General features: G+C 64.5%; 22 protein-coding genes. 7 read left to right on the top strand and 15 right to left on the bottom strand.

Annotated elements, in window-relative coordinates; genetic code table 11:
• Positions 1 to 394: aminotransferase class I/II-fold pyridoxal phosphate-dependent enzyme (locus ACTHN9_RS00195; protein WP_440534728.1), on the top strand; the 394-nt coding region annotated here is incomplete at its 5' end.
• A 189-nt stretch (positions 395 to 583) separates the two neighbouring features.
• Here ACTHN9_RS00195 and ACTHN9_RS00190 read toward each other — a convergent pair.
• Together ACTHN9_RS00190 and ACTHN9_RS00185 are read right to left on the bottom strand one after the other, a co-directional pair.
• The gene (locus ACTHN9_RS00190; RefSeq protein WP_440534727.1) at positions 584 to 1,822 is read right to left on the bottom strand and encodes a DUF3734 domain-containing protein; all 1,239 of its coding nucleotides are present in this window, start codon (positions 1,820 to 1,822) and stop codon (positions 584 to 586) included.
• 9 nt (positions 1,823 to 1,831) lie between these two features.
• Positions 1,832 to 2,629: a 3-hydroxybutyrate dehydrogenase gene (locus tag ACTHN9_RS00185; RefSeq protein ID WP_440534726.1), complete on the bottom strand. Its 798-nt coding sequence runs from the start codon at positions 2,627 to 2,629 to the stop codon at positions 1,832 to 1,834.
• 211 nt (positions 2,630 to 2,840) lie between these two features.
• Between ACTHN9_RS00185 and ACTHN9_RS00180 the strand changes: the two genes are divergently transcribed.
• Together ACTHN9_RS00180 and ACTHN9_RS00175 are read left to right on the top strand one after the other, a co-directional pair.
• Entirely contained in the window at positions 2,841 to 3,812 is a 972-nt protein-coding gene (locus ACTHN9_RS00180; protein ID WP_440534725.1) for a potassium channel beta subunit family protein, read from the top strand.
• A gap of 204 nt (positions 3,813 to 4,016) precedes the next feature.
• A complete protein-coding gene (locus tag ACTHN9_RS00175) occupies positions 4,017 to 4,862 on the top strand; it encodes a 23S rRNA (adenine(2030)-N(6))-methyltransferase RlmJ (RefSeq protein ID WP_440534724.1) in 846 nt (281 codons plus the stop codon).
• A 150-nt stretch (positions 4,863 to 5,012) separates the two neighbouring features.
• On the opposite strand, the gene ACTHN9_RS00170 is transcribed toward ACTHN9_RS00175, so the two are convergent.
• From ACTHN9_RS00170 to cueR, 3 genes are all read right to left on the bottom strand, one after another.
• A complete protein-coding gene (locus ACTHN9_RS00170) occupies positions 5,013 to 5,399 on the bottom strand; it encodes a hypothetical protein (protein WP_440534723.1) in 387 nt (128 codons plus the stop codon).
• A 114-nt stretch (positions 5,400 to 5,513) separates the two neighbouring features.
• Positions 5,514 to 5,660 carry a DUF3563 family protein gene (locus tag ACTHN9_RS00165; RefSeq protein ID WP_440534722.1) on the bottom strand — a complete coding sequence of 49 codons (147 nt, stop codon included), beginning with the start codon at positions 5,658 to 5,660 and terminating at the stop codon, positions 5,514 to 5,516.
• Positions 5,661 to 5,863: 203 nt separating this feature from the next.
• Complete coding sequence (cueR, locus tag ACTHN9_RS00160) at positions 5,864 to 6,295, bottom strand: Cu(I)-responsive transcriptional regulator (RefSeq protein ID WP_440534721.1); 432 nt, start codon at positions 6,293 to 6,295, stop codon at positions 5,864 to 5,866.
• A 152-nt stretch (positions 6,296 to 6,447) separates the two neighbouring features.
• Here cueR and ACTHN9_RS00155 point away from each other — a divergent pair, with 152 nt between their 5' ends.
• Together ACTHN9_RS00155 and ACTHN9_RS00150 are read left to right on the top strand one after the other, a co-directional pair.
• Positions 6,448 to 6,663, top strand: a complete 216-nt coding sequence (locus ACTHN9_RS00155) for a heavy-metal-associated domain-containing protein (protein WP_440534720.1) — start codon at positions 6,448 to 6,450, stop codon at positions 6,661 to 6,663.
• A gap of 19 nt (positions 6,664 to 6,682) precedes the next feature.
• Positions 6,683 to 7,591 (top strand): dTDP-4-dehydrorhamnose reductase family protein, encoded by a 909-nt coding sequence (locus ACTHN9_RS00150; RefSeq protein WP_440534731.1) that lies wholly within the window; start codon positions 6,683 to 6,685, stop codon positions 7,589 to 7,591.
• 78 nt (positions 7,592 to 7,669) lie between these two features.
• On the opposite strand, the gene ACTHN9_RS00145 is transcribed toward ACTHN9_RS00150, so the two are convergent.
• Genes ACTHN9_RS00145 through imuA form a run of 3 tightly spaced genes read right to left on the bottom strand, consistent with a single transcriptional unit; the run spans position 7,670 to position 13,008 of the window.
• The gene (locus ACTHN9_RS00145) at positions 7,670 to 10,819 is read right to left on the bottom strand and encodes an error-prone DNA polymerase (protein ID WP_440534719.1); all 3,150 of its coding nucleotides are present in this window, start codon (positions 10,817 to 10,819) and stop codon (positions 7,670 to 7,672) included.
• A 4-nt stretch (positions 10,820 to 10,823) separates the two neighbouring features.
• Positions 10,824 to 12,371 carry a Y-family DNA polymerase gene (locus ACTHN9_RS00140; RefSeq protein WP_440534718.1) on the bottom strand — a complete coding sequence of 516 codons (1,548 nt, stop codon included), beginning with the start codon at positions 12,369 to 12,371 and terminating at the stop codon, positions 10,824 to 10,826.
• A complete protein-coding gene (gene imuA, locus ACTHN9_RS00135; RefSeq protein ID WP_440534717.1) occupies positions 12,301 to 13,008 on the bottom strand; it encodes a translesion DNA synthesis-associated protein ImuA in 708 nt (235 codons plus the stop codon). Before imuA ends, ACTHN9_RS00140 begins: the two co-directional genes overlap by 71 nt.
• 330 nt (positions 13,009 to 13,338) lie before the next feature.
• Here imuA and ACTHN9_RS00130 point away from each other — a divergent pair, with 330 nt between their 5' ends.
• Positions 13,339 to 14,235, top strand: a complete 897-nt coding sequence (locus tag ACTHN9_RS00130) for an autoinducer binding domain-containing protein (protein WP_440534716.1) — start codon at positions 13,339 to 13,341, stop codon at positions 14,233 to 14,235.
• Between the two features lie 136 nt (positions 14,236 to 14,371).
• Entirely contained in the window at positions 14,372 to 15,112 is a 741-nt protein-coding gene (locus ACTHN9_RS00125) for a hypothetical protein (RefSeq protein WP_440534715.1), read from the top strand.
• A gap of 86 nt (positions 15,113 to 15,198) precedes the next feature.
• On the opposite strand, the gene ACTHN9_RS00120 is transcribed toward ACTHN9_RS00125, so the two are convergent.
• The 7 genes from ACTHN9_RS00120 to sctJ are packed head-to-tail and all read right to left on the bottom strand — an operon-like array spanning position 15,199 to position 21,066.
• Positions 15,199 to 16,242 carry an EscU/YscU/HrcU family type III secretion system export apparatus switch protein gene (locus tag ACTHN9_RS00120; RefSeq protein WP_440534714.1) on the bottom strand — a complete coding sequence of 348 codons (1,044 nt, stop codon included), beginning with the start codon at positions 16,240 to 16,242 and terminating at the stop codon, positions 15,199 to 15,201.
• A gap of 19 nt (positions 16,243 to 16,261) precedes the next feature.
• Positions 16,262 to 17,044, bottom strand: a complete 783-nt coding sequence (gene sctT / locus ACTHN9_RS00115; protein ID WP_440534713.1) for a type III secretion system export apparatus subunit SctT — start codon at positions 17,042 to 17,044, stop codon at positions 16,262 to 16,264.
• Between the two features lie 2 nt (positions 17,045 to 17,046).
• The gene (locus ACTHN9_RS00110; RefSeq protein WP_440534712.1) at positions 17,047 to 17,550 is read right to left on the bottom strand and encodes a hypothetical protein; all 504 of its coding nucleotides are present in this window, start codon (positions 17,548 to 17,550) and stop codon (positions 17,047 to 17,049) included.
• Positions 17,513 to 19,027, bottom strand: a complete 1,515-nt coding sequence (locus ACTHN9_RS00105; protein ID WP_440534711.1) for a FliI/YscN family ATPase — start codon at positions 19,025 to 19,027, stop codon at positions 17,513 to 17,515. The genes ACTHN9_RS00110 and ACTHN9_RS00105 overlap by 38 nt, the downstream gene beginning before the upstream one ends.
• Positions 19,024 to 19,662, bottom strand: coding sequence for a type III secretion system stator protein SctL (gene sctL, locus ACTHN9_RS00100; RefSeq protein WP_440534710.1), 639 nt, complete (start codon positions 19,660 to 19,662; stop codon positions 19,024 to 19,026). The genes ACTHN9_RS00105 and sctL overlap by 4 nt, the downstream gene beginning before the upstream one ends.
• Complete coding sequence (locus ACTHN9_RS00095; protein ID WP_440534709.1) at positions 19,644 to 20,330, bottom strand: SctK family type III secretion system sorting platform protein; 687 nt, start codon at positions 20,328 to 20,330, stop codon at positions 19,644 to 19,646. Before ACTHN9_RS00095 ends, sctL begins: the two co-directional genes overlap by 19 nt.
• Positions 20,320 to 21,066: a type III secretion system inner membrane ring lipoprotein SctJ gene (sctJ, locus tag ACTHN9_RS00090; RefSeq protein ID WP_440534708.1), complete on the bottom strand. Its 747-nt coding sequence runs from the start codon at positions 21,064 to 21,066 to the stop codon at positions 20,320 to 20,322. Before sctJ ends, ACTHN9_RS00095 begins: the two co-directional genes overlap by 11 nt.
• Positions 21,067 to 21,075 lie beyond the last annotated feature (9 nt).

The following is a 21,075-nucleotide window of genomic DNA, read 5'->3' as shown; positions in this document are numbered from 1 at the left end:
AGGCGCGCGCGTGCTGTCGCAGGTGAAACGAGTGATCCGCACGAACTATTCGAACCCGCCCACGCACGGCGGCGCAATCGTGGCGACGGTGCTCGGCACGCCCGCGCTGCGCACGATGTGGGAGCAAGAGCTCGGAGAGATGCGCGACCGCATTCGGGCAATGCGCGGCGGCCTCGTCGAGCGCCTGAAGAGCGCCGGCGTCACGCGCGATTTCAGCTTCGTGAATGCGCAGCGCGGCATGTTCTCGTACTCGGGCTTGAGCGCCGCTCAAGTCGACCGCCTGCGGGAAGAATTCGGCATTTACGCCGTCAGCACGGGCCGGATCTGCGTAGCCGCGCTCAACACGCGCAACATCGATACGGTGGCGAACGCCATCGCCCAGGTGCTGAAGTAACGGCTGACGTAGTAGCGAAGCCGCGCTACGCGTAAAAGGCCGCACACCGGGCCGCGCACCGCGCGCGGCCGTACGATGCGCGATTCGGATGGCGCCCTTTCGAGGGCGCCATTTTCGTTATGGCACCGCTGGCCACGGCACCGCCATGCGAGCCAGGCCGGCCATGCGCCTGTGCCGCCTCGGATTGTTCTAGCGCTGGTCGCGATGGATATCGTGGGTGACGAATCCCGCGTCGTTCTCGGGCATGTCGAGCCAGCCCGGTTGCGCCAAGCTCTCGCGGATGTCGCGCAGCCCACAGCCCCAGTGCACGTTCATCGTCGACGAGCCGAATTGATAGTCCTTATAGTTGCCGTCGAATTCCTTGTCGCGATAGACGAGCTGGAAGACGTTGTACCGATGCGACGACGATAGTTCCTCGGCCAGCTTGCACCATGGGTCGTCCCGATGCTCGGGCGCGACACGCGAGAGCACTTCCCGCAGCACATGCCGGAAACGTTGCGAGTGCTGCATGACATCGGTCACAAGACGCGTGCGGCTCGAGTACTGGATGTCCTTCATCCGGCCCTGTACGTCCGTGAGGTTCGTCGGCACGGGGCCGCGCGCGCTCCACAGATCCACTTGGAATGCGAGGGTGTCGCGGCGCGGGGTGGCTTGAATGACTTCCGAAAGCGGCGTGTTGGACATGAGCCCGCCGTCCCAGTAGAACTCGCCGTCGATCTCGGTCGCCGCGAACCCGGGCGGCAGCGACCCGGACGCGATGAAATGTTCGGCCCGCAGCTTCGTATGTTGGTTATCGAAATAGGCGAAATTGCCGGTGCCGACATTGACCGCCGCGACCGAGACACGCGTCTCGCCCGAATTGATGCGATCAAAATCGCACAAGCGCTCGAGCGTCGCTTTCAGCGGTGCCGTGTCGTACCAACTGGCGGTATCCGGCGTGCCTTGCGTGAAGGGCAGCGGCGGCGGCACCCGCGGCACGAAGAAGCCCTTCTGACCATCCACGATCGCGCTGAGCGCCTGCATCGTGGTAAAGGCAGTACGCACGGGCGCGGACGAATCGAAAAAAGCATGTTCGACAGCCGCCGGCAAGGCTAAACCGTAGGCGGGCTGACACACCGTCTCCCAGAAGGTCTTCAGTTTCGCCACCCGGTGTTCCGGGGCGTTGCCGGCGATCAGCGCCGTATTGATCGCGCCGATCGAAATCCCTGCGATCCAGTTCGGCACGATGCCGGCCTCGTGCAGGCCCTCGTAGACACCGGCCTGGTAAGCGCCGAGCGCGCCGCCGCCTTGCAGCACCAGCGCAACCGTTTGATAGGGAGGCAAAGCAAGCGCGGGCGCGGCGCGCGCCGTTCGGCTTGCCGTGTGCTGCCCGCCGGTTTCGTCCACTATCGCGCTCGCGCGAACACGCCTAGCGTTGCGCTCCGCCATCTCGCCTCCTTAGACCATGCACCAGCCGTGCGACACGATGAACGACTGCCCCGTCAGCGCGGCGCTCGGGAACGTGCTGAGGAACAGCACCGTTTGGGCGACGTCTTCCACGGTGGTGAAAATGCCGTCGACCGTCTGGCCGAGCATCACGCGCTTGATCACTTCTTGCTCGGTGATACCGAGTTCCTTGGCCTGCTCGGGGATCTGCTTGTCGACGAGCGGCGTACGCACGAACCCGGGGCACACCACGTGCGAGCGCACATTATGGGCGGCGCCCTCTTTCGCGAGGACGCGCGACAGACCGAGCAGCGCATGCTTGGCGGCGACGTAGGCCGACTTCAGCGGCGAGGCTTCGTGCGAATGCACCGAGCCCATGTAGATGACGATCCCGCCGCGATCGTCCTTGTACATGTGCTTGAGCGCGGCCTTCGTGGTGAGAAAAGCACCGTCGACATGGATGGCCTGCATCTTCTTCCAATCGGAGAAGCTGTAGTTTTCGATCGGATTGACGATCTGGATCCCAGCGTTCGAAACGAGGATGTCGACCGAGCCGAACTGCGCCGCGACTTCGTCGATCCCCGCGTTCACCGCCTCTTCGTTGGTGACGTCCATGGCGATCCCGATCGCCTTGCCGCCCTCGGCGCGAATTTCCTCGGCGACGGCCTGGGCGCCGGCCAAATTCAAATCGGCGATCGCCACCGATGCGCCTTGTGCTGCCAGCGTGCGCGCGATTTCCTTGCCGATCCCGCTGGCCGCGCCCGTTACGACCGCGGCCTTCCCGTTCAGACTCGTATTCAACGACGACATTCGTCACCTCTTAAGCGTACGTGGACAATGACATCATGGCGCACGGCGCGTGACAACCTGGCCGAACTGCATATGCCGTTCGGCCGAGATGGCGCGCCGCGACCGACTTCGCTATTGTGCCCCATCGACCGGCGCAAGCGCGATTCGCCGCAAATCGGATTAAGCTCTCGTTGTTCGAGATTGCGCTTACCCCGTCTTAGGAGGCATACAAATGAATTACCGGCGACTCGGCCGTTCGGGCCTGCAAGTGAGCGAACTCTCGCTGGGTTCTTGGGTGACGTACGGCAATCAGGTGGATCGCCGCGCCGCGCGCGAATCGCTCGCGGCGGCGCGCGACGCGGGCGTGAATTTCTTCGACAATGCCGAAGTCTACGCAGGCGGCAAGGCCGAGGAGATCATGGGCCATGCGCTGAAGGAACTCGCCTGGCCGCGCGTGAGCTACGTGGTTTCCACGAAGTTCTATTGGGGTTTGCACGAAGCCCCCAATCAGTACCACACGCTCAACCGCAAATATCTGCACAACGCCATCGATGGTTCACTCGCCCGCCTACAACTGGATTACGTCGACCTGGTGTTTTGCCACCGGGCCGATCCGAACACGCCGCTCGAAGAGACGGTGTGGGCGATGAGCGACATGATCGCGCGCGGCAAGGCGCTCTATTGGGGCACGTCGGAATGGAGCGCGGACGAAATTCGCGCCGCCTATGAAATCGCCGAACGCCATCATCTGCACAAGCCCGTGATGGAGCAGCCCCAGTACAATCTTTTTTGCCGCAAGCGCGTCGAGCAGGAATACAAGCGTCTTTACGAAGACATCGGCCTCGGCTTGACCACCTGGAGCCCGCTCGCCTCCGGGCTGCTCACCGGGAAGTATCGAAGCGGCGTACCCGAGGGCAGCCGCGCGCAGTTGCAAGGCTACGATTGGTTGCGCACGCAACTGACCGACGCCGACAAGAATCGTCGCGTGGCCCAGCTCGAAGCGATCGCGCAGGAGCTGAACTGCGGCGTCGGCCAACTGGCGATCGCCTGGGTGCTCAAGAATCCGCACGTCAGCACCGTCATTACCGGCGCGTCGCGAGTCGAACAGATCGCTCAGAACATGCAGGCGGCTCAGGTGGCGACGCGAATCACGCCGGAGATCCAGCAAAGAATCGAGGAGATCGTCGACGACGTGGCGCAATGATCCCGATGGGGATGCGCGCAGCGCCGCTCCCATTGAACCGTAGGCCGTATGGCCGCCGTCCTGCTTGCCGTACCTTGCCGTACAATACGCGCCCCGTTCGAGCGCAAGCAAGCTCGAACCGGGCCGCCTGGTGCCGCCGCCCGAAGCGCCGCGTGTGCAACACGGCTTCCGTCTCACTTGGGCCCTGAACCGTTCCTCGTCCTTATGCTCAGCTACCGCCACGCCTTTCATGCAGGCAACCACGCCGATGTCCTCAAGCACACTGTCGTCGTGCAGTTGTTGCGCTACCTGAGTCAAAAGGACAAGGCCTATTGGTACATCGACACGCACGCCGGTGCAGGCGTGTACTCGCTGGCCGAAGGCTACGCGACGAAGACAGCGGAGTTCGAAACGGGCATCGCCAAGCTGTGGAAGCGTACCGACCTGCCCGCCGCCTTGGAAGATTACGTCGAGCAAGTCGGCGCGCTCAATGCGGACGGGCAATTGCACTATTACCCCGGCTCGCCGTATCTCGCTTGGCGCCTCATGCGCGACCAGGATCGGATGCGGCTGTTCGAGTTGCACTCCACCGAGATCGACGTGCTACGGCATAACTTTCGCGATGCGGGACGGCGGGCGATGCTCTACGCGGGAGACGGCTTCGATGGGATCAAGGCTTTACTGCCCCCACCGCCGCGCCGGGCGCTCGTACTCGTCGATCCCTCGTTCGAGGACAAGCGCGACTACGCGCGCACGATCACCTGCCTCGAAGAGAGCCTCAAGCGCTTTGCGACGGGTGTCTACGCGGTCTGGTATCCGCAAGTCACGCGTGCCGAATCGCAGCGGTTTCCTGAGCAATTGAAGCGGTTGCAGGCCACCAATTGGCTGCACGCCACCTTGACGGTCAGCCGGCCGCCGTCCGACGGCTTCGGGCTATACGGCAGCGGGATGTTCATTCTGAACCCGCCTTACACGCTCGCTAGCGCGTTGAAGGAAACGCTGCCCTATCTCGTCGATGCACTGGGCCAAGACGAAACCGCGCAATTTACGCTCGAGTCGCGCATCGCTTGACCGATGCAGAGCGCCGCCAGACTCCGGCCGAGCGGCGGATCGAGAAGACGCCTAGGTGAATTGCATCCGCCGATGTGAGCGATGAGCGATGCCGGCGATGCCAGCGATGTCCGCGGCAACGGCCATAGCGGCCGCCACCCGGATGAACGACTACTGCCGGCTTCCCCGCGACATCCGATAGCCGGGTCCGGCCGCGGGCGCGGCTCCGTTGGCGCCGGGCAAGGCGATATAGGGTGCAACGACGATCGGCGGCTGCCCGTCCGCGGCATCCGGCGGTTGGAGCGTAGGCAGTTGCTGGGCCGGGACCATCGGTGCTCGCGACAGCGGTGCGTTTTGCAGCACCACGCCGCTACGGCCATCGTGGATACCCGTTTGAGTATCGAGCACCACGCCGCTTTGGCCGTCTTGAATGCCGCCTCGGCTATCGAGTATCAGCGGTTGTCCGTCCGCCAGCGCGTGGGACGCCGCGCCCATGAGCGCCAGATAGGCCGCCGCGCGTACGAAGATGCGCAAGCGAAACGATGCGTAATAGCTCATGGGAACAATCCGTGAAAATGCGCGGCGGCGCCTGGCGAATGATCACACCTTAGCGCGGCGGCGATTTTCGCGCCAGTCGCCGGCCCGCATCGAAGCCCACGGCTGGCGTGCGGCTCAGATCGAGTAGCCGTGTGCCTCGAGCGAACGCAGGCGGCGCTCCAGGTCGACGATGTCCGACGACGACGCGAGATACGCTTCGCGGCGGTTACGTTCGGCCGATTCGAACCAGTTGCTGAGCTTTTCGAGGATGTACGCAAACATGATGTTCTCCAAGGGTCGGGTCGCTTCCCCAGCGGATCGCGCATCAGGGATTTCCCGTAAAAGGGTTAACCCGGATTATAGAGAGCTTGCGTCGAAAAGCGAGTGAAATGCTCGAATGATGTGCATTCCGATTTGGAATGGTGCAAGCATGTCATCAGATCGACACGAATGCACCATGGAAGTGCGCGCCCGGGAAAACTCGCTCACCCTTGTCGGCAGTGGCTTGGCGGGGCCTCGTCGCGTGAGTCCGCGCTAGCCAGCCCTTCTAAAATCGGGCAGTCCGGGCGCCCATCGCCGTGACAATGGTCGGCCAGGTGAGTCAGCGTGTCGCGCATTTCCGACAGTTCGGCAATGCGGCGCTCCAGGTCGGCCACGTGTTGGAGCGCGATCGTCTTTACTTCGGCACTAGCGCGCGAGCGATCCTGCCAAAGCGCCAACAGCCTGCGAATGTCGTCGATCGAGAAACCCAGATGCCTTGCCTGACGAATAAAGCGCAGCGTATGCACCTCTTGCCGGCCGTATACGCGGTACCCGGCATCGGTGCGCCCCTTTGGCGCCAGGAGGTCGACGCTTTCGTAGTAGCGAATCATTTTCGCCGTCACACCCGATTCTTGGGCTGCTTCCCCGATATTCATGCGATTGCTCCGGTCATGCGGACTATGTGACCAAAAGCGTATACCTTCCCACCACGGGAAGGTATACGCTTTGCGGGAACGAATCGGCGGTGCCGTTGCCCGAGTGCGGCCGAGCTTCTTTCAACCTGTCTCTTCTAAGAGGAAACCTTGCCATGATCGAATTTCAAGTCGAAGGCATGAGCTGCCAGCACTGTGTCGGCGCCGTCACGAAGGCGATTCGCACGCTCGACGCCAGCGCGCACGTCGATGTGGATCTCGACGCGGCACGGGTGCGCGTGCAATCGCAGGAGAAGGCCGAACGGTTGAGCGCCGCGATCGCCGAAGCCGGCTACACCGTGCAAAGCAGCCGCACGATCGTCGATGCCTGATCGTATGAGCGCATTGCCGATGCATACCGTCGCGGTCATCGGCGCCTCGGGGTTGGTGGGGCGCGCGCTCGTTAGCGCACTCGAAGCGCGCGCCGACTGGCGCATCGTGCCGACGGCGCGTCGCCGAACGGGCGGCCGGACGGTCGCGCTCGACATTCGCGATGCGAGCGCCGTCGTGTCGTTCATCGATCGAATCCGGCCCGATGCGATTGTCATCGCCGCCGCCGAGCGGCGGCCCGATGTCTGCGAACGCGATCCTGCGGCCGCGCGGGCATTGAACGTCGATGCGGTGACGACCATCGCGTCGGCTGCTCGCCGGCACGGCGCGTGGGTGCTGTCGATCTCGACCGATTACGTGTTCGACGGCAGTGCGCCGCCCTATCGCATCGACGATGCGCCCGCGCCCCTGAACGCCTACGGCCGCAGCAAGCTCGAAGGCGAACGCGCACTGGCCCAGGCGACCGATTTCGGCTGCGTGCTGAGATTGCCGCTGCTGTTCGGTCCCGTTCTCGATTGGTCGGAATCGGCGGTGACGAGTTTGGTGCCGGCCATCGTCGCGTCGGCCGCACCGGGTGCCGCCGCAGCGCCGATGGATGCTTGGGCGACGCGCTATCCGACTTACACGCCCGACGTCGCGCAGGCGATCCTCGGCATGCTCGAGCGGCACGCCGCTCGCCAGGCGGTCTGCGGTGTTGCCCAGTGGTCCGGCGACGAGCCGATGACGAAGTTCGACATCGCCTCGCGCATCGCCCGCGTGTTGGGCATCGACGCCCGCCTCGTCGCCCAAACGGCGAGCCTGGATGCCACGCCGCGTCCGCGCGACTGCCACCTCGATTCGAGCCGGCTGGACGCGCTCGGGATCGGCCGGCGCACACCGTTCGACGTGGCGTTCGCGCAAGTGCTCGAGACGTCGCCGGCGCTGACCTGACGGCAATAGCGGTAGCAACGGCACTAGCAGCGGCTTGCGGCCGTGCGCAAGCCACCAAGGCTACCGAATCCTTCGAAGTCAGCAGAAATTGCGGCTCTCCGATTGCAAGCCGCCGAGAAGATGCGACAAATCCACGAGCCGTTTGGCCACGAGATGTCGCACTTCTCCTTGACACTGCCATACGCCGTAGACGGCCAGCAGCGACGCGCCGAGCACTTCCTTGCGCTGCTTTTCGAGCAAGCTCGGCCAAATGATGACGTTGACGTTACCTGTCTCGTCCTCGAGCGTGACGAATATCACGCCTTTGGCCGTACCCGGCCGCTGCCGAACCGTGACGATGCCGCACCCTCGCGCCGGTTGGCCGTTCCGATAGCCGCGCAGCTTCGATGCCGGCATCAATCGCTTTTCCAGCAACTGTGCGCGCAATAACGCAAGCGGATGACGACGCAGCGTCAGCCCCGCCGAGCGGTAATCGGCCACGATGTTCTGTCCTTCTGTCGGCGCGCCGAGCGAAGGGGTATCGTCGGCGCTCGTCGCCACAGCCAGCATGTCCCGCTCGGGCACCGCGGCCACCGAATGCCATAGCGCTTCGCGCCGGTTTCCGGCGAGCGCGAACAGCGCGTTCGCATCGGCCAGCACGTGCAGATCGTGCCGATCGAGTTGCGCGCGGCGCGCGAGGTCGTGCACGCTCTCGAACGCGCGCACGGCCCGCGCGTTTTCGATACGCTCGGCCACCTCTTCCTTCATGCCGCGCAAAAGCGACAGCCCGAGACGCACAGCCGGACGCGCCGCGCCTTCGATCGGCTCGAGCACAGCATCCCACCCGCTAATGGCGACATCGACGGGCAACACTTTCACGCTGTGCCGCCGCGCATCCTGCACGAGTTGAGACGGCGAATAAAACCCCATCGGCTGGCTATTGAGCATCGCGGCGAGAAACGCTTCGGGCTCGTGACATTTGAGCCAACTGCTCGCATACACGAGCAGCGCGAAGCTCGCCGCATGGCTCTCGGGAAAACCGTATTCGCCGAAGCCTTTGATCTGCTCGAAGATGGAATCGGCGAAACTGCGGTCGTATCCCCGCTCGAGCATCCCGTTCACGATGCGATCGTAGTACCGCTGCAAATCGCCCTTGCGCTTCCAGGCCGCCATCGCGCGCCGTAACTGATCCGCTTCGCCCGCGCTGAAACCGGCCGCGAGAATCGCGACCTGCATCACCTGCTCCTGAAAAATCGGCACGCCGAGCGTGCGCCCCAATGCGGTTTCCAGCGCCCGGCTGGGATAAGTCACGGGTTCGAGCCCCTGACGCCGGCGCAAATACGGGTGCACGGCGCCGCCTTGGATCGGCCCCGGACGCACGATCGCCACTTCGATCACGAGGTCGTAGAAAGTTTGCGGCCGCAACCGCGGCAGCATGCTCATCTGCGCGCGCGATTCGATCTGGAACACGCCGATCGTATCGGCACGAGAGATCATCTCGTAGGTCTTACTTTCCTCGGGCGGGATGTCCTGCATCTCGAAGCGCTCGCCGCGCCGTTCGGAGACGAGTTCCAGCGCACGCCGTATCGCCGACAGCATGCCGAGCGCCAACACGTCGATCTTCAGCAATCCTAACGATTCGAGATCGTCCTTGTCCCATTGGATGACGGAGCGATCGGGCATCGCCGCGTTCTCCACCGGCACGAGCCGCGTCAGCTTGCCGCGGCTGATAACGAAACCGCCCGAGTGCTGCGACAGATGACGCGGAAAATTGAGCAGTTGCGCCGCCAGCCGTGCCCAAGCTTGAATCAGCGGCTGATTCGGATCGAGCCCCGACTCTTCGAAACGCTCGAGCAGATCGCGGCTCGTATCGAACCAATGATGCGATTTCGCGACGGCGTCGACGATTTGCGGATCGACCCCGAGCGCCTTGCCCGTTTCGCGCAGCGCGCCGCGCGGACGGTAAGTGGAGACGGCCGCCGCAATGGCCGCGCGATGCCGGCCGTATTTGCGGTAGATGTACTGCACGACGAGTTCGCGCCGCTGGTGTTCGAAATCGACGTCGATATCGGGCGGCTCGCCCCGTTCCTTGCTGATGAAGCGCTCGAAGAGCATGTTGCCGCGCGCGGGATCGACCTCCGTAATGCCGAGGCAATAGCAGACGGCCGAGTTGGCGGCCGATCCCCGCCCCTGGCACAGAATGTTTTGGCTGCGCGCGTAGCGCACGATATCGTAGACCGTCAGGAAATACGGCTCGTAGCGCAACTCGGCGATCAACGCGAGTTCGTGCTCGAGTTGTTGCTGCACGGTGTGCGGGATGCCGGCCGGAAAGCGTCGCAGCGCGCCCGCATACGTCTCCCGCCGCAAATAGGCGGTTGGCGTGAACCCCTCGGGCACGAGTTCGTCGGGATACTCGTAACGCAGCTCGTCGAGCGAAAAGGTGCACCGAGACAGGATGTTGATCGTCTCGCGCAAGGCTTCGTCCGGATAGAGATTGACGAGACGCAAGCGCGAACGTAAATGCGGCTCGGCATTCGGAGCGAGTTCGTAGCCGCACTCGTGCACGCTCTTGCCGACGCGAATGGCCGTCATCGTGTCTTGCAGCGGCTTGCGCGAGCGCACGTGCATGAGCACTTGCCCCAGCGCGACGATCGGGATGCCCTGGCGGTGCGCCACATATTCGAGCGCGCCGCGGTGAATATCGTCCATCGCTCGTTGATGCAGCACGAGCCCCGCCCAGGCGCGGCCCGGGAAGGTTTCGTCGAGCCATTCGAGTTGCGCGGCAAGCGCCTCTTCCTTGGCCGGAAAATCGGGCACGAGAATCGCCAGGCAATCGGGCATCCCGCGCAGGTGCGCATAGTCGGGCTCGGGCCGCGAGAGATCGTACGGCGTCAGCCGGTACTCGCCCTTCGGCGAGCGCGTGCGCGCGAGGGTAATGAGTTCCGATAGGTTGCCGTACCCCTCGCGATTTTGCGCGAGCAGGATCAGCCCGAACGATGGCGAACCATCGGCATGGGACAAACGGAAATACGAGCCGATGACAAGCGGCAACCCGGCTTCCTTGGCCGCATCGTGGGCCCGCACGACACCCGCGAGCGAGCATTCGTCGGTGATCGCGATGCCCGCGTAACCGAGTTGCGCCGCACGAGCGACGAGTTCTTGCGCATGCGACGCACCACGCAAGAACGTGAAGTTGGAGAAGCAAAAAAGCTCGGCGTACGCCGGCAACCCACTGAGACCGGGAACCATCGCCTCATCCGAATAAGCCGTGAAGGAACCAGCGCGGCCCTTCGTCCGCATCGCGGCTGCTCACGCGTTCGCGGTAAATCCAGTAATAGCTTTTATCGTCGGCCTCGGCGACGAAGTAATCGCGGGCGACGAGTTCGCCGTCGAACCAGCCCGCCTCGATGCGCTCGGCCGGCGACACGAGGCGCAGCGGCGATCCGTAAAACGGACGATGGGCGCGCATGAGCAAGCGCACCGGCGTGGCGAGCATCCATGTCGGCCGCGGCAACCCCTCGGGCAGCGAACCTCGATGCGAGCCTTGGGACGAGTCTTTCCACAAACCTTTCGACGCGCCCTTCGGCGAGCCTTTCGGCGAACCCTTCTGCTTCGTCTGAACCCCATCGAGCGGCACCCATCGGTTGGCGACCTCGGGCCGGTAATCGGCCGTGGGCACGGGGCGCAGTACGTTGTCTTCGCCCAGACGCGCCACCAGCAATTCGAGCAGACGCGCATGGCTTTGCGCCGAGCCGCCGGGCTCCGGGAAAAGCTGTTCGGCCGGCGGCTCGGCCGCCTCGACCTTCGACGCGTCGAGCCGCACCGCGATCATCGGCGCCGCCAGTTCGATGCGATGCAGCCGCTCCTTCAGCAAGCGCAGCAGATGGGCTTCTTGCCAAGCGGGCTCGCCGAGCGCGATGTCGAGCAAGGTGGGCGCCATCGCTTGCTTGCCCCGCTCGTGCTCGAGCGCAAGCGTGATGGCCGTCACCGCCAATTGCTTGGCGCAGAGCCAGCCGCACAACTGCACGATCAGACGATGCGCGGCGTGCAGCGCCCCGTCCGCATGCTCGATGCGATCGGGCAATTCGAGGCGGGCGGAAAACGTGGGCGGCAGCGCGAGCCAATCGAAGAGTTCGGGTGCCGTACCGAATGCGCGATCGAGCGAATCGAGTACGTGCTCGCCGCAGCGGCGCTGCAACCCCGCGCGCGGTAACCGGCGAAGATCGGCGATCGACGCGCAGCCTAGGCCTGCGAACCAATCGACGAACGGCCGCGCTTCCGGCACCGCGTGCATCGGCAGCGGCGACAAGACGCGCTCGAGCGTGCCGAGCCGCAGCGCACGCCGGTTGCCATAGCGCGCGAGCAGCCATGCGCCTTGCCCCGTCGGGGCGATGCCGATGCGCGCTGTCAAGCCGAGTGCATCGAGAATCGCGCGCGCCTGCCTGCACAATGCCCGCACCCCGCCGAACAGTTTCAAGCTCGCGCCGATTTCGACGATAACCGTGGCTTCCTCGGCGAGCGCCACGTCGGGCGAGAACCGCATCAGTGCCACGCCGACTTCGCGCTGCGCCGCGGCCTCGCGCGCCGGATCGCGCTCGACCATGAGCACGTCGGCCGACAGCGTGAGCACGCCACCGCGCTTCATGCCGAGCCGAATACCGGCCGCACGCGCGGCCGCATCGGCGATGACCACCTTGTCCTTCTCGAACGCGACGCTGCCGGCCGCCGGCTCAGGCAGCCACTTCGGCCGGAACACTTCGAGCGGCAGTTTCGGCAAATGGACGGCGAGAAAGACGCGCATGGCGAGACAGCAAAACAGGGGTAGGTTGAAGAGGAATCGATAACGGCTCCGTGCACGACGGCCCTCGTCGCTTCACGATATCGACCACCAACCCGCTGGAGGACGGCCGCAGCGCCAACCGCAACAGCGCGGGCGAGGCCTCTTGCGCGACCGTCAAAGGCCGCACCATCACGAACAAGGTATCGCTCGATTGGGCCGCCAGATGCAGACGGCGCAACGACGACGATTGCGCATGCGAGGCCCAAAAAATCAACGCCCCGCAACTACCGGCCCGCAGAATTTGCTCGGCGGACCATAGGGCATCGCCCATCTTCGGCGCCTTGACGAGCAAGAGCCGATCGAGCGACAACCCGATGTACCCGAACCCCAAACCGTTCGGCACTTGCGGCGGCTGCAGCAGCGCGATCGGCCGCTCGCCCAATGCGCTCAGCGCAGGCTGCAACAACCGCATCTCGCCGATTCCCGCCTGCTGGACGAGCAAATCGACCAGCGCGCCCAGTGGCCACCCGCCGCCGGGCAACTCGGCCGCCAACGCCGGGTACCCCGTTTCCAATACGCGCGCGCGGCCGCGCGCAAGCTGCGAGGCCCGCCACAGCGACGGATGGATCTCTTCGGCACGGACGGAAGCGGCAAGCATGGGGGCATCACGAGAACTGTATATTTGTACAGTATCTTACACGTAATCGAAACCCCGTGAACTGGAACTTTTTCTCCGCCTGAAAGGCGTCCTCCCCTTTCGCGCGCGCCCCGAGATTTCGTAAATTCCTCAGAACTTCGTAGTTGCCGGCGCACGGAACTACGGAATGCCATGCGGCACGCATACGGCGCCCTCAATAGAATCCTCTCAGACACGTCAGGTGCCACCGGTCGGTGCAACCCCCATCGCCCTATCGTTTCAAAATCGCCTCTCGCAAGTCGTACGGTGCCGTGGACGTCTCCCTAAAACAACGAAATAAAGGACACCCCCATGTCTTATATCGACGTGGTCGAAGAACTCGAGGACCTGCAAAGTTCGGCGGCACCCTCTTCCCGCCCGGCGCCCGACTCGAACACGCGCGCATCCTGCGAGATCCGCTATATCGACGAATTGGATGTGCCCCCGCTCGCGCGCGCCGACGAGATCGCCGATGCGACCTTCATCGCCGCCGAACTCGGCGCGGCGCGCACGGCGGAAGAACGCGTCCGCATGATTCGCGGCATTCTCAACATCATGGGTTTTTCCGGCCTCGGCTACGCGGCTCTGAAGCTCGATGCGCACAAGCAGCCCGAATACGCCTATCTGCTGCGCAATTACCTGCGCACCGATTTGCTGCCGCAATCGCTCGAAGGCGGCTACCTGCTGCGCGATCCGCATATGCGGCGCGCTTTCGAATCGAGCCGGCCCCACGTGTGGGACATGCGCTCGCTCGTGAACGCATCGCGCAAGGACGGCATCGATCCGCCGCTGCGGCGCTTCTTCGACGGCATGCGCGAAAACGGGCTCGCAAGCGGGCTCGCCTTCAGCCTGCCGATCGCGCGCACGTCGTTGCGTGCGTTGATCCTGTTCGCCGGTCCGCCCGTTCACTGCGAATGGATCACCGACAGCGTCATCGCCCAGGCACTCGGCTTAGGTCTCTCGCTGCACCAGCGCTGCGCCGCCCACGTTCAGGCAATCTGTCGCCAAGACAACGCAAATGGCTTATCGCAGCTCCAGCAGCAGATTCTCGGGGCCGTCGTCGTCGGCATGCCGGACAAGGCGATCGCCGCGCGGCTGAACACCACCGTTCACAACGTCGACTACCATCTGCGCCAGTTGCGAGAAAAATTCGGCGCCCGCAATCGCAGCCAGCTCGCCTACCTCGCCGGCAAGATGCAAGTGGTGTGAGCACGGAGAAGCTGCCCTGTCGCGACGAGCGCACCGGTATCGCGTGCGCTCGTCGCATCTACGATCCTCCTCTATTGCCGGCACGCTCGTTTGATTGCTACAGTTAGCCGATCCAATATTCGGGAACGCATCGAACATGGACCCGTTGCTCGGCACGAACGGCCTCGTGGCAATCGGCATCGCCAGTGCCGTGTCCGTCGTCGCGCTGCAAACGAGTCTGGCCGCCAAACGGCAGGTGAGCGTGGCCGGGCTCGGCAACGTATTCGTCGTCAATGAAGCGCTCGGGCCGGCGCAACGCATCTTCCGATTGTTGTGGCGCCTGCTTGTCCTTGCCGTCGCCGTCACGTATCCGGCCTTTGGCCCGAGCTACAACGGCGTGCTCGAAGCGTTGGCGGTCATCGGTACGCCGCTCGCGCTCGTCTCGCTGATCGTCACGCTGCGTGTCTACGGACGCTCGCGGTTGCCCGACAGTTTTTATGTGCTCGGCACCGCGCTCGCGTGCTGGCTGGCGCTCTGTAGCGATATCTATCTGCGCAACACGGCGCGCAGCGCCCGGCAGATCTACGCCTTGACGTCCCAATTGCACGACGGCGGCCTGCCGCCGCTCGATCGATGGCCGACCTGGTCCGACAGTTTGCTGCCGCTCGCCACGAGTTGCGCCTCGGTAGCCGGTTTCGCCGCCTTGCTGCTGGCGATGCTCTACCTCATGTACGCTTATCTCGCCGCCCGCAGTTTCGACGCTTGCCTTCGCTTCCTCCTGCGCTGCGGTGTCGTGGCGTTCCTCGGCTACTTCGCGGCATGCGACGGATTCACCGCGCTCGCCTGCCACGATTTCGCCTATATCGAACGATTGCTCGAATCGGTCGTACCGGTCTAAGCGCTCGTATTATCGAACGCTCGACGCGGCGTCCACCCGCTCACCGGTAGCGCGCCAAGCATCTTGATCGGCAAGCTAGCCGTCGATCAAGGCGTTTGAGTCTCCTCCTGCCCCCTCGCCCAACGCAGCAATTTCGCGACGCGCTCGAAAAGCGATTCGTCGATGTACTTGCCTTCCGGTACGCCGTCGAACAGCGCCTCGGCCAGCGACGGGTCGTTCACAGTCGGAATGAGAAATTCGCGCGACAACTCCACGATACGTATCGCGGTCTCGCCTTCCGCGCGCAGCGAAACCCACGGCACGGAGCCGCGCGTATACTGCAGCGCCACCGCGACTCGGGACGAGTGCACCACCGCCGACGCGCCTTTCACGCGGTCTTGCATCGCATCGAACACCTGCTCGCGCGCCATGCGCTTGCGCCGCGATGCGATCTGGGGGTTGCCGTTCATCTCGCGATATTCGCGGCGCACTTCCTCGGTGGACATGCGCAGCTTCTTCATGTGCTCGTACTGCTGGTGAACGTAGTCGATCACCGCGAAGCAGATGAAGACGATCGCCGCCCAGCCGAGCAGCAGCGACAGCATACGGCCCATGAGGGCAAGCATGCCCGCCGGCGTCAAATAGCCGGCTTGCAGCGGCGCGTCGAGCGAGCTGTGGATGAGCGCCCAAATCGTCCCCGCGAGGCAGGCGGTCTTCACCGTCATCTTGACGAGATTGATCAGGCTGCGCATCGAGAACATCTGCTTCATGCCGCCCGCGGGATTGAGCTTGTCCAAGCTCGGCATGATCCGTTCGAACGCCACGAGGCCGCCTGTCTGCGCGAGCGCCACCGCGGCCGCCACCACGCCGCCCACCGCCACGATGCCGATGCCGACCATGAGCCATGCGCGCATGGCGCGCGTCAGCACGGCGTGTATGGCGGTAGCCGGATCTCGCGAGGCCACGGCCTCGAACATCGCATCGAACAAGTCGCGCATGAGCGCGATGAAATTCGGCGCCTGCGTGGCCAGCGCCGCAACCGTGGCAATAAACACGAGCGCATCGACGAGTTCCGTGCTGCGCGCAATGTCGCCCTTCTTGCGCGCATCGCGCAGACGCTTCGCGGTAGGCGGTTGATTTTTTTCGCTCATGAGGCCTGTGCGAGCGCGGTCAAAGCATCGACTTCAGCAGCCCGACGAGACCGCTGTCGGGACCGAGGAAACCATGCAGCGACGAATAGACGAATGGCAAGAACAGCGCCATCATCAACACGGCCACCGCGCTTTTGACGGGCTGCGACATGATGAACACATTCAACTGCGGCATGGCACGCCCGATGAGTCCGAAGCCGAGTTCCACGACAGCGAGCACGATAACGACGGGGGCCGCGAGCTTCACCGTCCACAGCATCACGGCGGCGAGGCCGCGCTCGGCGAACGGCAGTAGCGCGTTGCCGAAATGCGGCGCGAACGAATCGACCGGCCACACGCGATACGACTCGAACAACGCTGCCAGCATGAGATTGAGCCCCCCGCCCGTGACGAACAGCGTCACGGCCAGCAGGTTGAGAAACCCCGCCGTCGGCCCGCCCTCGTGCCCGCCGATCGGATCGAAAAACGAGGCGTTGCCCGATCCCGTCTGGAAATCGATCATCGTGCCGGCCGCCGCGATGGCCCACATGACGGTGCTGAACGCGAAGCCCAGCAAGATCCCGATCAGCGCTTCCTTCAGCACCACCGCGATCCACACCAGCGGCGGGACCGTCATCAGCGAGTGAAAATCGAGCGCCGGCGCGATGAACATGGCCATCACCGCCAGGAACCCGTTGCGCACGAGCCCCGTCACCACCGTGGGGCTGAACGCGGGCACGATCACCATGATGGGCATGACGCGCGGAAACACGAGCGTCATCGGACGCAACATGTTGTAGATGTCGTCGAAGCTCGAGACCATGATCAGCTTGTCGCGCCGCTGTTGCGAATCGAAGCCGCGCCGATGCCGAGCAGTGCGGCCTCGTCGGCCAGCGCCTCTTCAAGCGCTTCGGCGCGGCGAGCCGCATCGCGCTCGAGCCGCTCGCCCGTGCGCTTCAACGTCTCGCACTTGGCGTCGACACGCCGCAACGATTTTTGGATTTCCGCGAGCTTGGCCTCTTCCTCCCTCAGCCGTTTCAATGCCTCCTCGATGCTTTCTCGCTTGGCGTCGGCTTGCCGGTCGTACACGAGCACGTCGATGCCGGCGCTGGCGAGATCGGACGCTGGAAATGCGCTCCCACGCCAGCGCTGCGCCAGCCTCTGCAGATGCTCGCTCTTATCGACTTCGAGCTGCTCGAGCGCCCGGCGCGCCCGCTCGAACGCCTCTCTGGCACGGTCCACCTCGGCTTGTTGGCGAATCGACCGTGCAAGCTCGATGTCGCGCCGGACTTCACGCAGCCGGGCGATCTTCCCGATGGTCTTCTCCAAATTTCCCTCTCAATTCGTCCAGTTTCGCCAGCGTGTCCTCGTAAGCCTCGAGCTGATTGCCCCGCTGCATGGAAAATTCGCGCAAGGCGCTGCGCGCCGCCAATGCCCTGTCGGCAAGCGCATCGCTACCGGCCTGGTATTCGCCGATCTGCACCAGCAGTTCGATTTCCTGATACTTGGCGAGCAATTCGCGCATTCTCGTCGCGCTCGCCTGGTGTTCGTCCGACGCGACGCGCGTCATCACGCGCGAGGCGCTCGCAAGCAGATCGATCGCCGGATGATGGCCCGCCGCCGCGAGCTTGCGCGACAGCACGATATGGCCGTCGAGAATCGAGCGCACTTCCTCGGCGATCGGATCGCTATCGTCCTCGCCCTCGACGAGCACCGTGTAGAACGCCGTGATCGAACCGCGCACGCCCTGCCCCGCGCGTTCCAGCAACTGCGGCAAGACCGAGAACGTCGAAGGCGGGAAACTGCGGCGCGTCGGCGGCTCGCCCGACGCGAGCCCCACTTCGCGCTGCGCGCGCGCAAATCGGGTCAGCGAATCCATGAGGAGCAGGACCCGCTGCCCCTTGTCGCGAAAGTATTCGGCCACGGCTGTCGCGACATACGCCGATTTCACGCGCTCCATCGCCGGCCGGTCCGAGGTCGACACGACCAAGACCGTGCGAGCCAGCGCTTCGGGAGACAGATTGTGTTCGATGAACTCGCGCACTTCGCGACCGCGCTCGCCGATCAGCGCAACCACGGCCACATCGCAGGCCGCGCCGCGCGCGATCATGCCGAGCAGCGTGCTTTTGCCGACGCCGGCCGGCGCGAAGATCCCCATGCGCTGCCCGATCCCGGTCGTGAGAAAGCCATCGATCGCGCGCACGCCTGTCGGCAGCGGTTCGTCGATCATGGCTCGCTCGAGCGCACCGACGGGCTCGGCCAACGCGCTCACGCGTACGCCTTGGACAATCGCACCTTTGCCGTCCAGCGGCTCCCCTAGCCCGTTCAACACCCGGCCAAGCAGTGCCTCGCTCACGTCGAACGTATGCTGCCGCCCGGTCGGCACGACCTCGGTCGCAATCGACAATCCGGCGAGCGACCCCAACGGCGTGAGCACAGTGCTTTGGCGCGAAAAACCGACGACTTCGGCCAACATCGGGCGCAAGCCCGGCGTATGCAGTTCGCAGACCTCCCCCAGTTGCGCCTGAATGCCGGAGGCGTGGATCAACAGCCCGGCCGTTTGCGTGACGCGCCCCCGCATGCGCAGTCCGCTTAAACCGTCGAGCGATTGCGCGAAGCCGCCCGAGAGTCCGTCGCCGCGCAGTTGCGCGGCCAGCGCGTCGCGCCAGCTCACCCCAAGCGCGTCGCGAGCGGGCTCGGGCGGCTCGGGCGGCTCGCTCGACGCTTGCTGGCCGGGCAAGGCCTCGGACGAGAATGAAGACGATGAGGAGCGCGCCGACGAGGACGATGGGACGAATTCGTTCATGGAGTCCTCCGATCGAGAATCGCCGCGCGAATCGCCTCGATCTGCGTGGCGAGCCTGGCATCGATGCTGCCCGCCGGGGTTTCGACCACGCAGTCGGACGCGCCGAGCGTGGGATCGGGCACCACCCGAACGGCTTGGGTGCGCAGCACGGTCTCCCCGTCGCCGGCGTGCGCTTCGCGATGCGCGGCCAGCACGTCGCGCATCGACTCGACGGCATCGGGCGCCACGCGCACGATGAGGAACGCCTCTTCGCGCACCAGTGCATCGATTTTGTCCAACACGCGTGCGAATATCCGTTCTCGATCGACGCTCCCGACAAGCTCGTGCAATGCGCGCACCACGAGGTCGGCCATCGTCTTGCGGGCGAACGTCAACGCATGCGCCGTATCGAGCGTGGCGGCATAGGCACGCTGCGCCCCTTCGCGCTCGCCGCGCGCCAGCCCCTCGCGGTAGCCCTCGTTGCATAGCGCCTCTTGGCGGCGATTCGCCGCTTCCAGGATCCGCTCGGCTTCCTGCTTGGCGGTGCTGACGATCGAATTCGCATCGAGCAGCGCGGCGTACTCGTGCTCCTTGAGCACCTTGCGCTCCGAGAGAATTTGCAGATTGTCGCTCGTGATCAGAAAAGCCAGTCCCATGCCTGCAACCTCTCGGGAATCAAACACAGGTAAAGCAGCTCGGCTAGCTCGTCTCGCTGCGCGTCGTTGAGCCGGTACTCGGGCTGCACGTCGGCGATGCGCGGCAATTTCAGGCGCATGCGTGCGAGCACCGGCCGGCCAGCCGTCGCCACGAAGTCGAGCAACAGGCGCGCGCCGCGCGCGCGAATCGTTTGCACGACGAGCTTCGGATAGCGCTGCACGGGCTCGAGCGTTTCGCTGATCGCATCGAATGGCGGCGTGCGCTCGCGCACGAACGCCATCGTTTGTGCGCCGAACTCGGCGAGCATCGCCTTCTCGACCCCGCGCGTCACGTCGCTCTTCAACCACGCCTTGTGCAGACACAGCCCGCACAACCCGGCCAGCTCGAGCAACGGCTCGCGCGGCAGCAATGCAAGGCGTCCTTCGCGTGCGGCGAATTCGAACTCGCACTGCGCGGCGCCCGAATCGTCCATAGGAACATCCACGGCCATCAGCAGTGCATTCGCCAGCACCCGTGCGCCGCGTTCCCTAAAGCGCGCGATCTCGTTCCAGGGCGAAGGCCACATACCGGCCGGCCAGCTCGGATCGACATAACGGTCGGGCCGCAGATTGAATTCGCTCACGAGCCGCGCGAAGCGGCCGGCCCGATCGCTTTGCTCAGTTCGCATGGCGCTGCGCATCGCCCGCCACGACACCGGGCAGCTTGAACAAGCCGCGCCGCAAGACGAACACGGCACCGACGAGCAGCGTGAGCAGCGCCAGCGCCACACCGAGCCACGGCAGGAGGCGCATACCGAGCGCCCAATCGTCGCGCGGCCCCGCCGGCTGCGGCGGCGCGCTTTGCAGGAAGAGCGAGACGTTATCGTAGGTCAGCCCTTCGATGCTGTGCGCGACCATGTCCTTGACCATCGGCGCCATCATCTTCAGATCGACGCCGGAGCGATACTTGATGTAGACCGATGCGGACGACGGCTTGATCTTGTCGGCAAGCGGATCGTTTTCCGGTATGACGACGTGCACATGGGCGACGATCACACCGTTCACGTCTAGCAGCGTGTTTTCGAGTTCCTGCTCGGCGCCGTAGATGTAGCGCACGCGTTCCTCGGCCGGCGTCGAGACCAGCCCCTGCTTGCGAAACAAATCGCCGAGATTTTCGAGCGACGGGCGCGGCAAACCGTCGGCATGCAGCGCATTAAGCGCGGCGGGCACGTCGCGGCCTTCGACGGTCACTTGCCATCCGTGATCCGGCACCTCGGACTTCGAAGCATTGATGCCCGAACTGGCGAGCGCGGCGATCATTTCGTTCGCCGACGACTCCGACAAGTCCATATAAAGTTCCTGCTGGCAACCGGCCAGCAACAACGCACACGCCAGCAGAGCGCCGGTGCGCAACAGCTTTCTCATGATTTGCAT

The sequence above is a fragment of the Trinickia sp. genome, from assembly GCF_051953405.1.
Lineage (GTDB): Bacteria > Pseudomonadota > Gammaproteobacteria > Burkholderiales > Burkholderiaceae > Trinickia.
The sequence above is the reverse complement of the archived record's forward strand: the minus strand, read 5'-3'. Positions and strand labels throughout refer to the sequence as shown.

Bases quoted from the DNA above. Each gene is read 5' to 3' on its own strand.
- sctT (WP_440534713.1), bottom strand. From the start codon at position 17,044: ATGGTCTCGAGCTTCGACGACATCTACAACATGTTGCGTCCGATGACG.
- imuA (WP_440534717.1), bottom strand. From the start codon at position 13,008: ATGCTTGCCGCTTCCGTCCGTGCCGAAGAGATCCATCCGTCGCTGTGG.
- ACTHN9_RS00170 (WP_440534723.1), bottom strand. From the start codon at position 5,399: ATGAGCTATTACGCATCGTTTCGCTTGCGCATCTTCGTACGCGCGGCG.
- ACTHN9_RS00105 (WP_440534711.1), bottom strand. From the start codon at position 19,027: ATGAACGAATTCGTCCCATCGTCCTCGTCGGCGCGCTCCTCATCGTCT.
- ACTHN9_RS00155 (WP_440534720.1), top strand. From the start codon at position 6,448: ATGATCGAATTTCAAGTCGAAGGCATGAGCTGCCAGCACTGTGTCGGC.
- ACTHN9_RS00130 (WP_440534716.1), top strand. From the start codon at position 13,339: ATGTCTTATATCGACGTGGTCGAAGAACTCGAGGACCTGCAAAGTTCG.
- sctJ (WP_440534708.1), bottom strand. From the start codon at position 21,066: ATGAGAAAGCTGTTGCGCACCGGCGCTCTGCTGGCGTGTGCGTTGTTG.
- cueR (WP_440534721.1), bottom strand. From the start codon at position 6,295: ATGAATATCGGGGAAGCAGCCCAAGAATCGGGTGTGACGGCGAAAATG.
- sctL (WP_440534710.1), bottom strand. From the start codon at position 19,662: ATGGGACTGGCTTTTCTGATCACGAGCGACAATCTGCAAATTCTCTCG.
- ACTHN9_RS00185 (WP_440534726.1), bottom strand. From the start codon at position 2,629: ATGTCGTCGTTGAATACGAGTCTGAACGGGAAGGCCGCGGTCGTAACG.
- ACTHN9_RS00095 (WP_440534709.1), bottom strand. From the start codon at position 20,330: ATGCGAACTGAGCAAAGCGATCGGGCCGGCCGCTTCGCGCGGCTCGTG.
- ACTHN9_RS00180 (WP_440534725.1), top strand. From the start codon at position 2,841: ATGAATTACCGGCGACTCGGCCGTTCGGGCCTGCAAGTGAGCGAACTC.
- ACTHN9_RS00120 (WP_440534714.1), bottom strand. From the start codon at position 16,242: ATGAGCGAAAAAAATCAACCGCCTACCGCGAAGCGTCTGCGCGATGCG.
- ACTHN9_RS00165 (WP_440534722.1), bottom strand. From the start codon at position 5,660: ATGTTTGCGTACATCCTCGAAAAGCTCAGCAACTGGTTCGAATCGGCC.
- ACTHN9_RS00145 (WP_440534719.1), bottom strand. From the start codon at position 10,819: ATGGTTCCCGGTCTCAGTGGGTTGCCGGCGTACGCCGAGCTTTTTTGC.
- ACTHN9_RS00140 (WP_440534718.1), bottom strand. From the start codon at position 12,371: ATGCGCGTCTTTCTCGCCGTCCATTTGCCGAAACTGCCGCTCGAAGTG.
- ACTHN9_RS00175 (WP_440534724.1), top strand. From the start codon at position 4,017: ATGCTCAGCTACCGCCACGCCTTTCATGCAGGCAACCACGCCGATGTC.
- ACTHN9_RS00150 (WP_440534731.1), top strand. From the start codon at position 6,683: ATGCATACCGTCGCGGTCATCGGCGCCTCGGGGTTGGTGGGGCGCGCG.
- ACTHN9_RS00125 (WP_440534715.1), top strand. From the start codon at position 14,372: ATGGACCCGTTGCTCGGCACGAACGGCCTCGTGGCAATCGGCATCGCC.
- ACTHN9_RS00190 (WP_440534727.1), bottom strand. From the start codon at position 1,822: ATGGCGGAGCGCAACGCTAGGCGTGTTCGCGCGAGCGCGATAGTGGAC.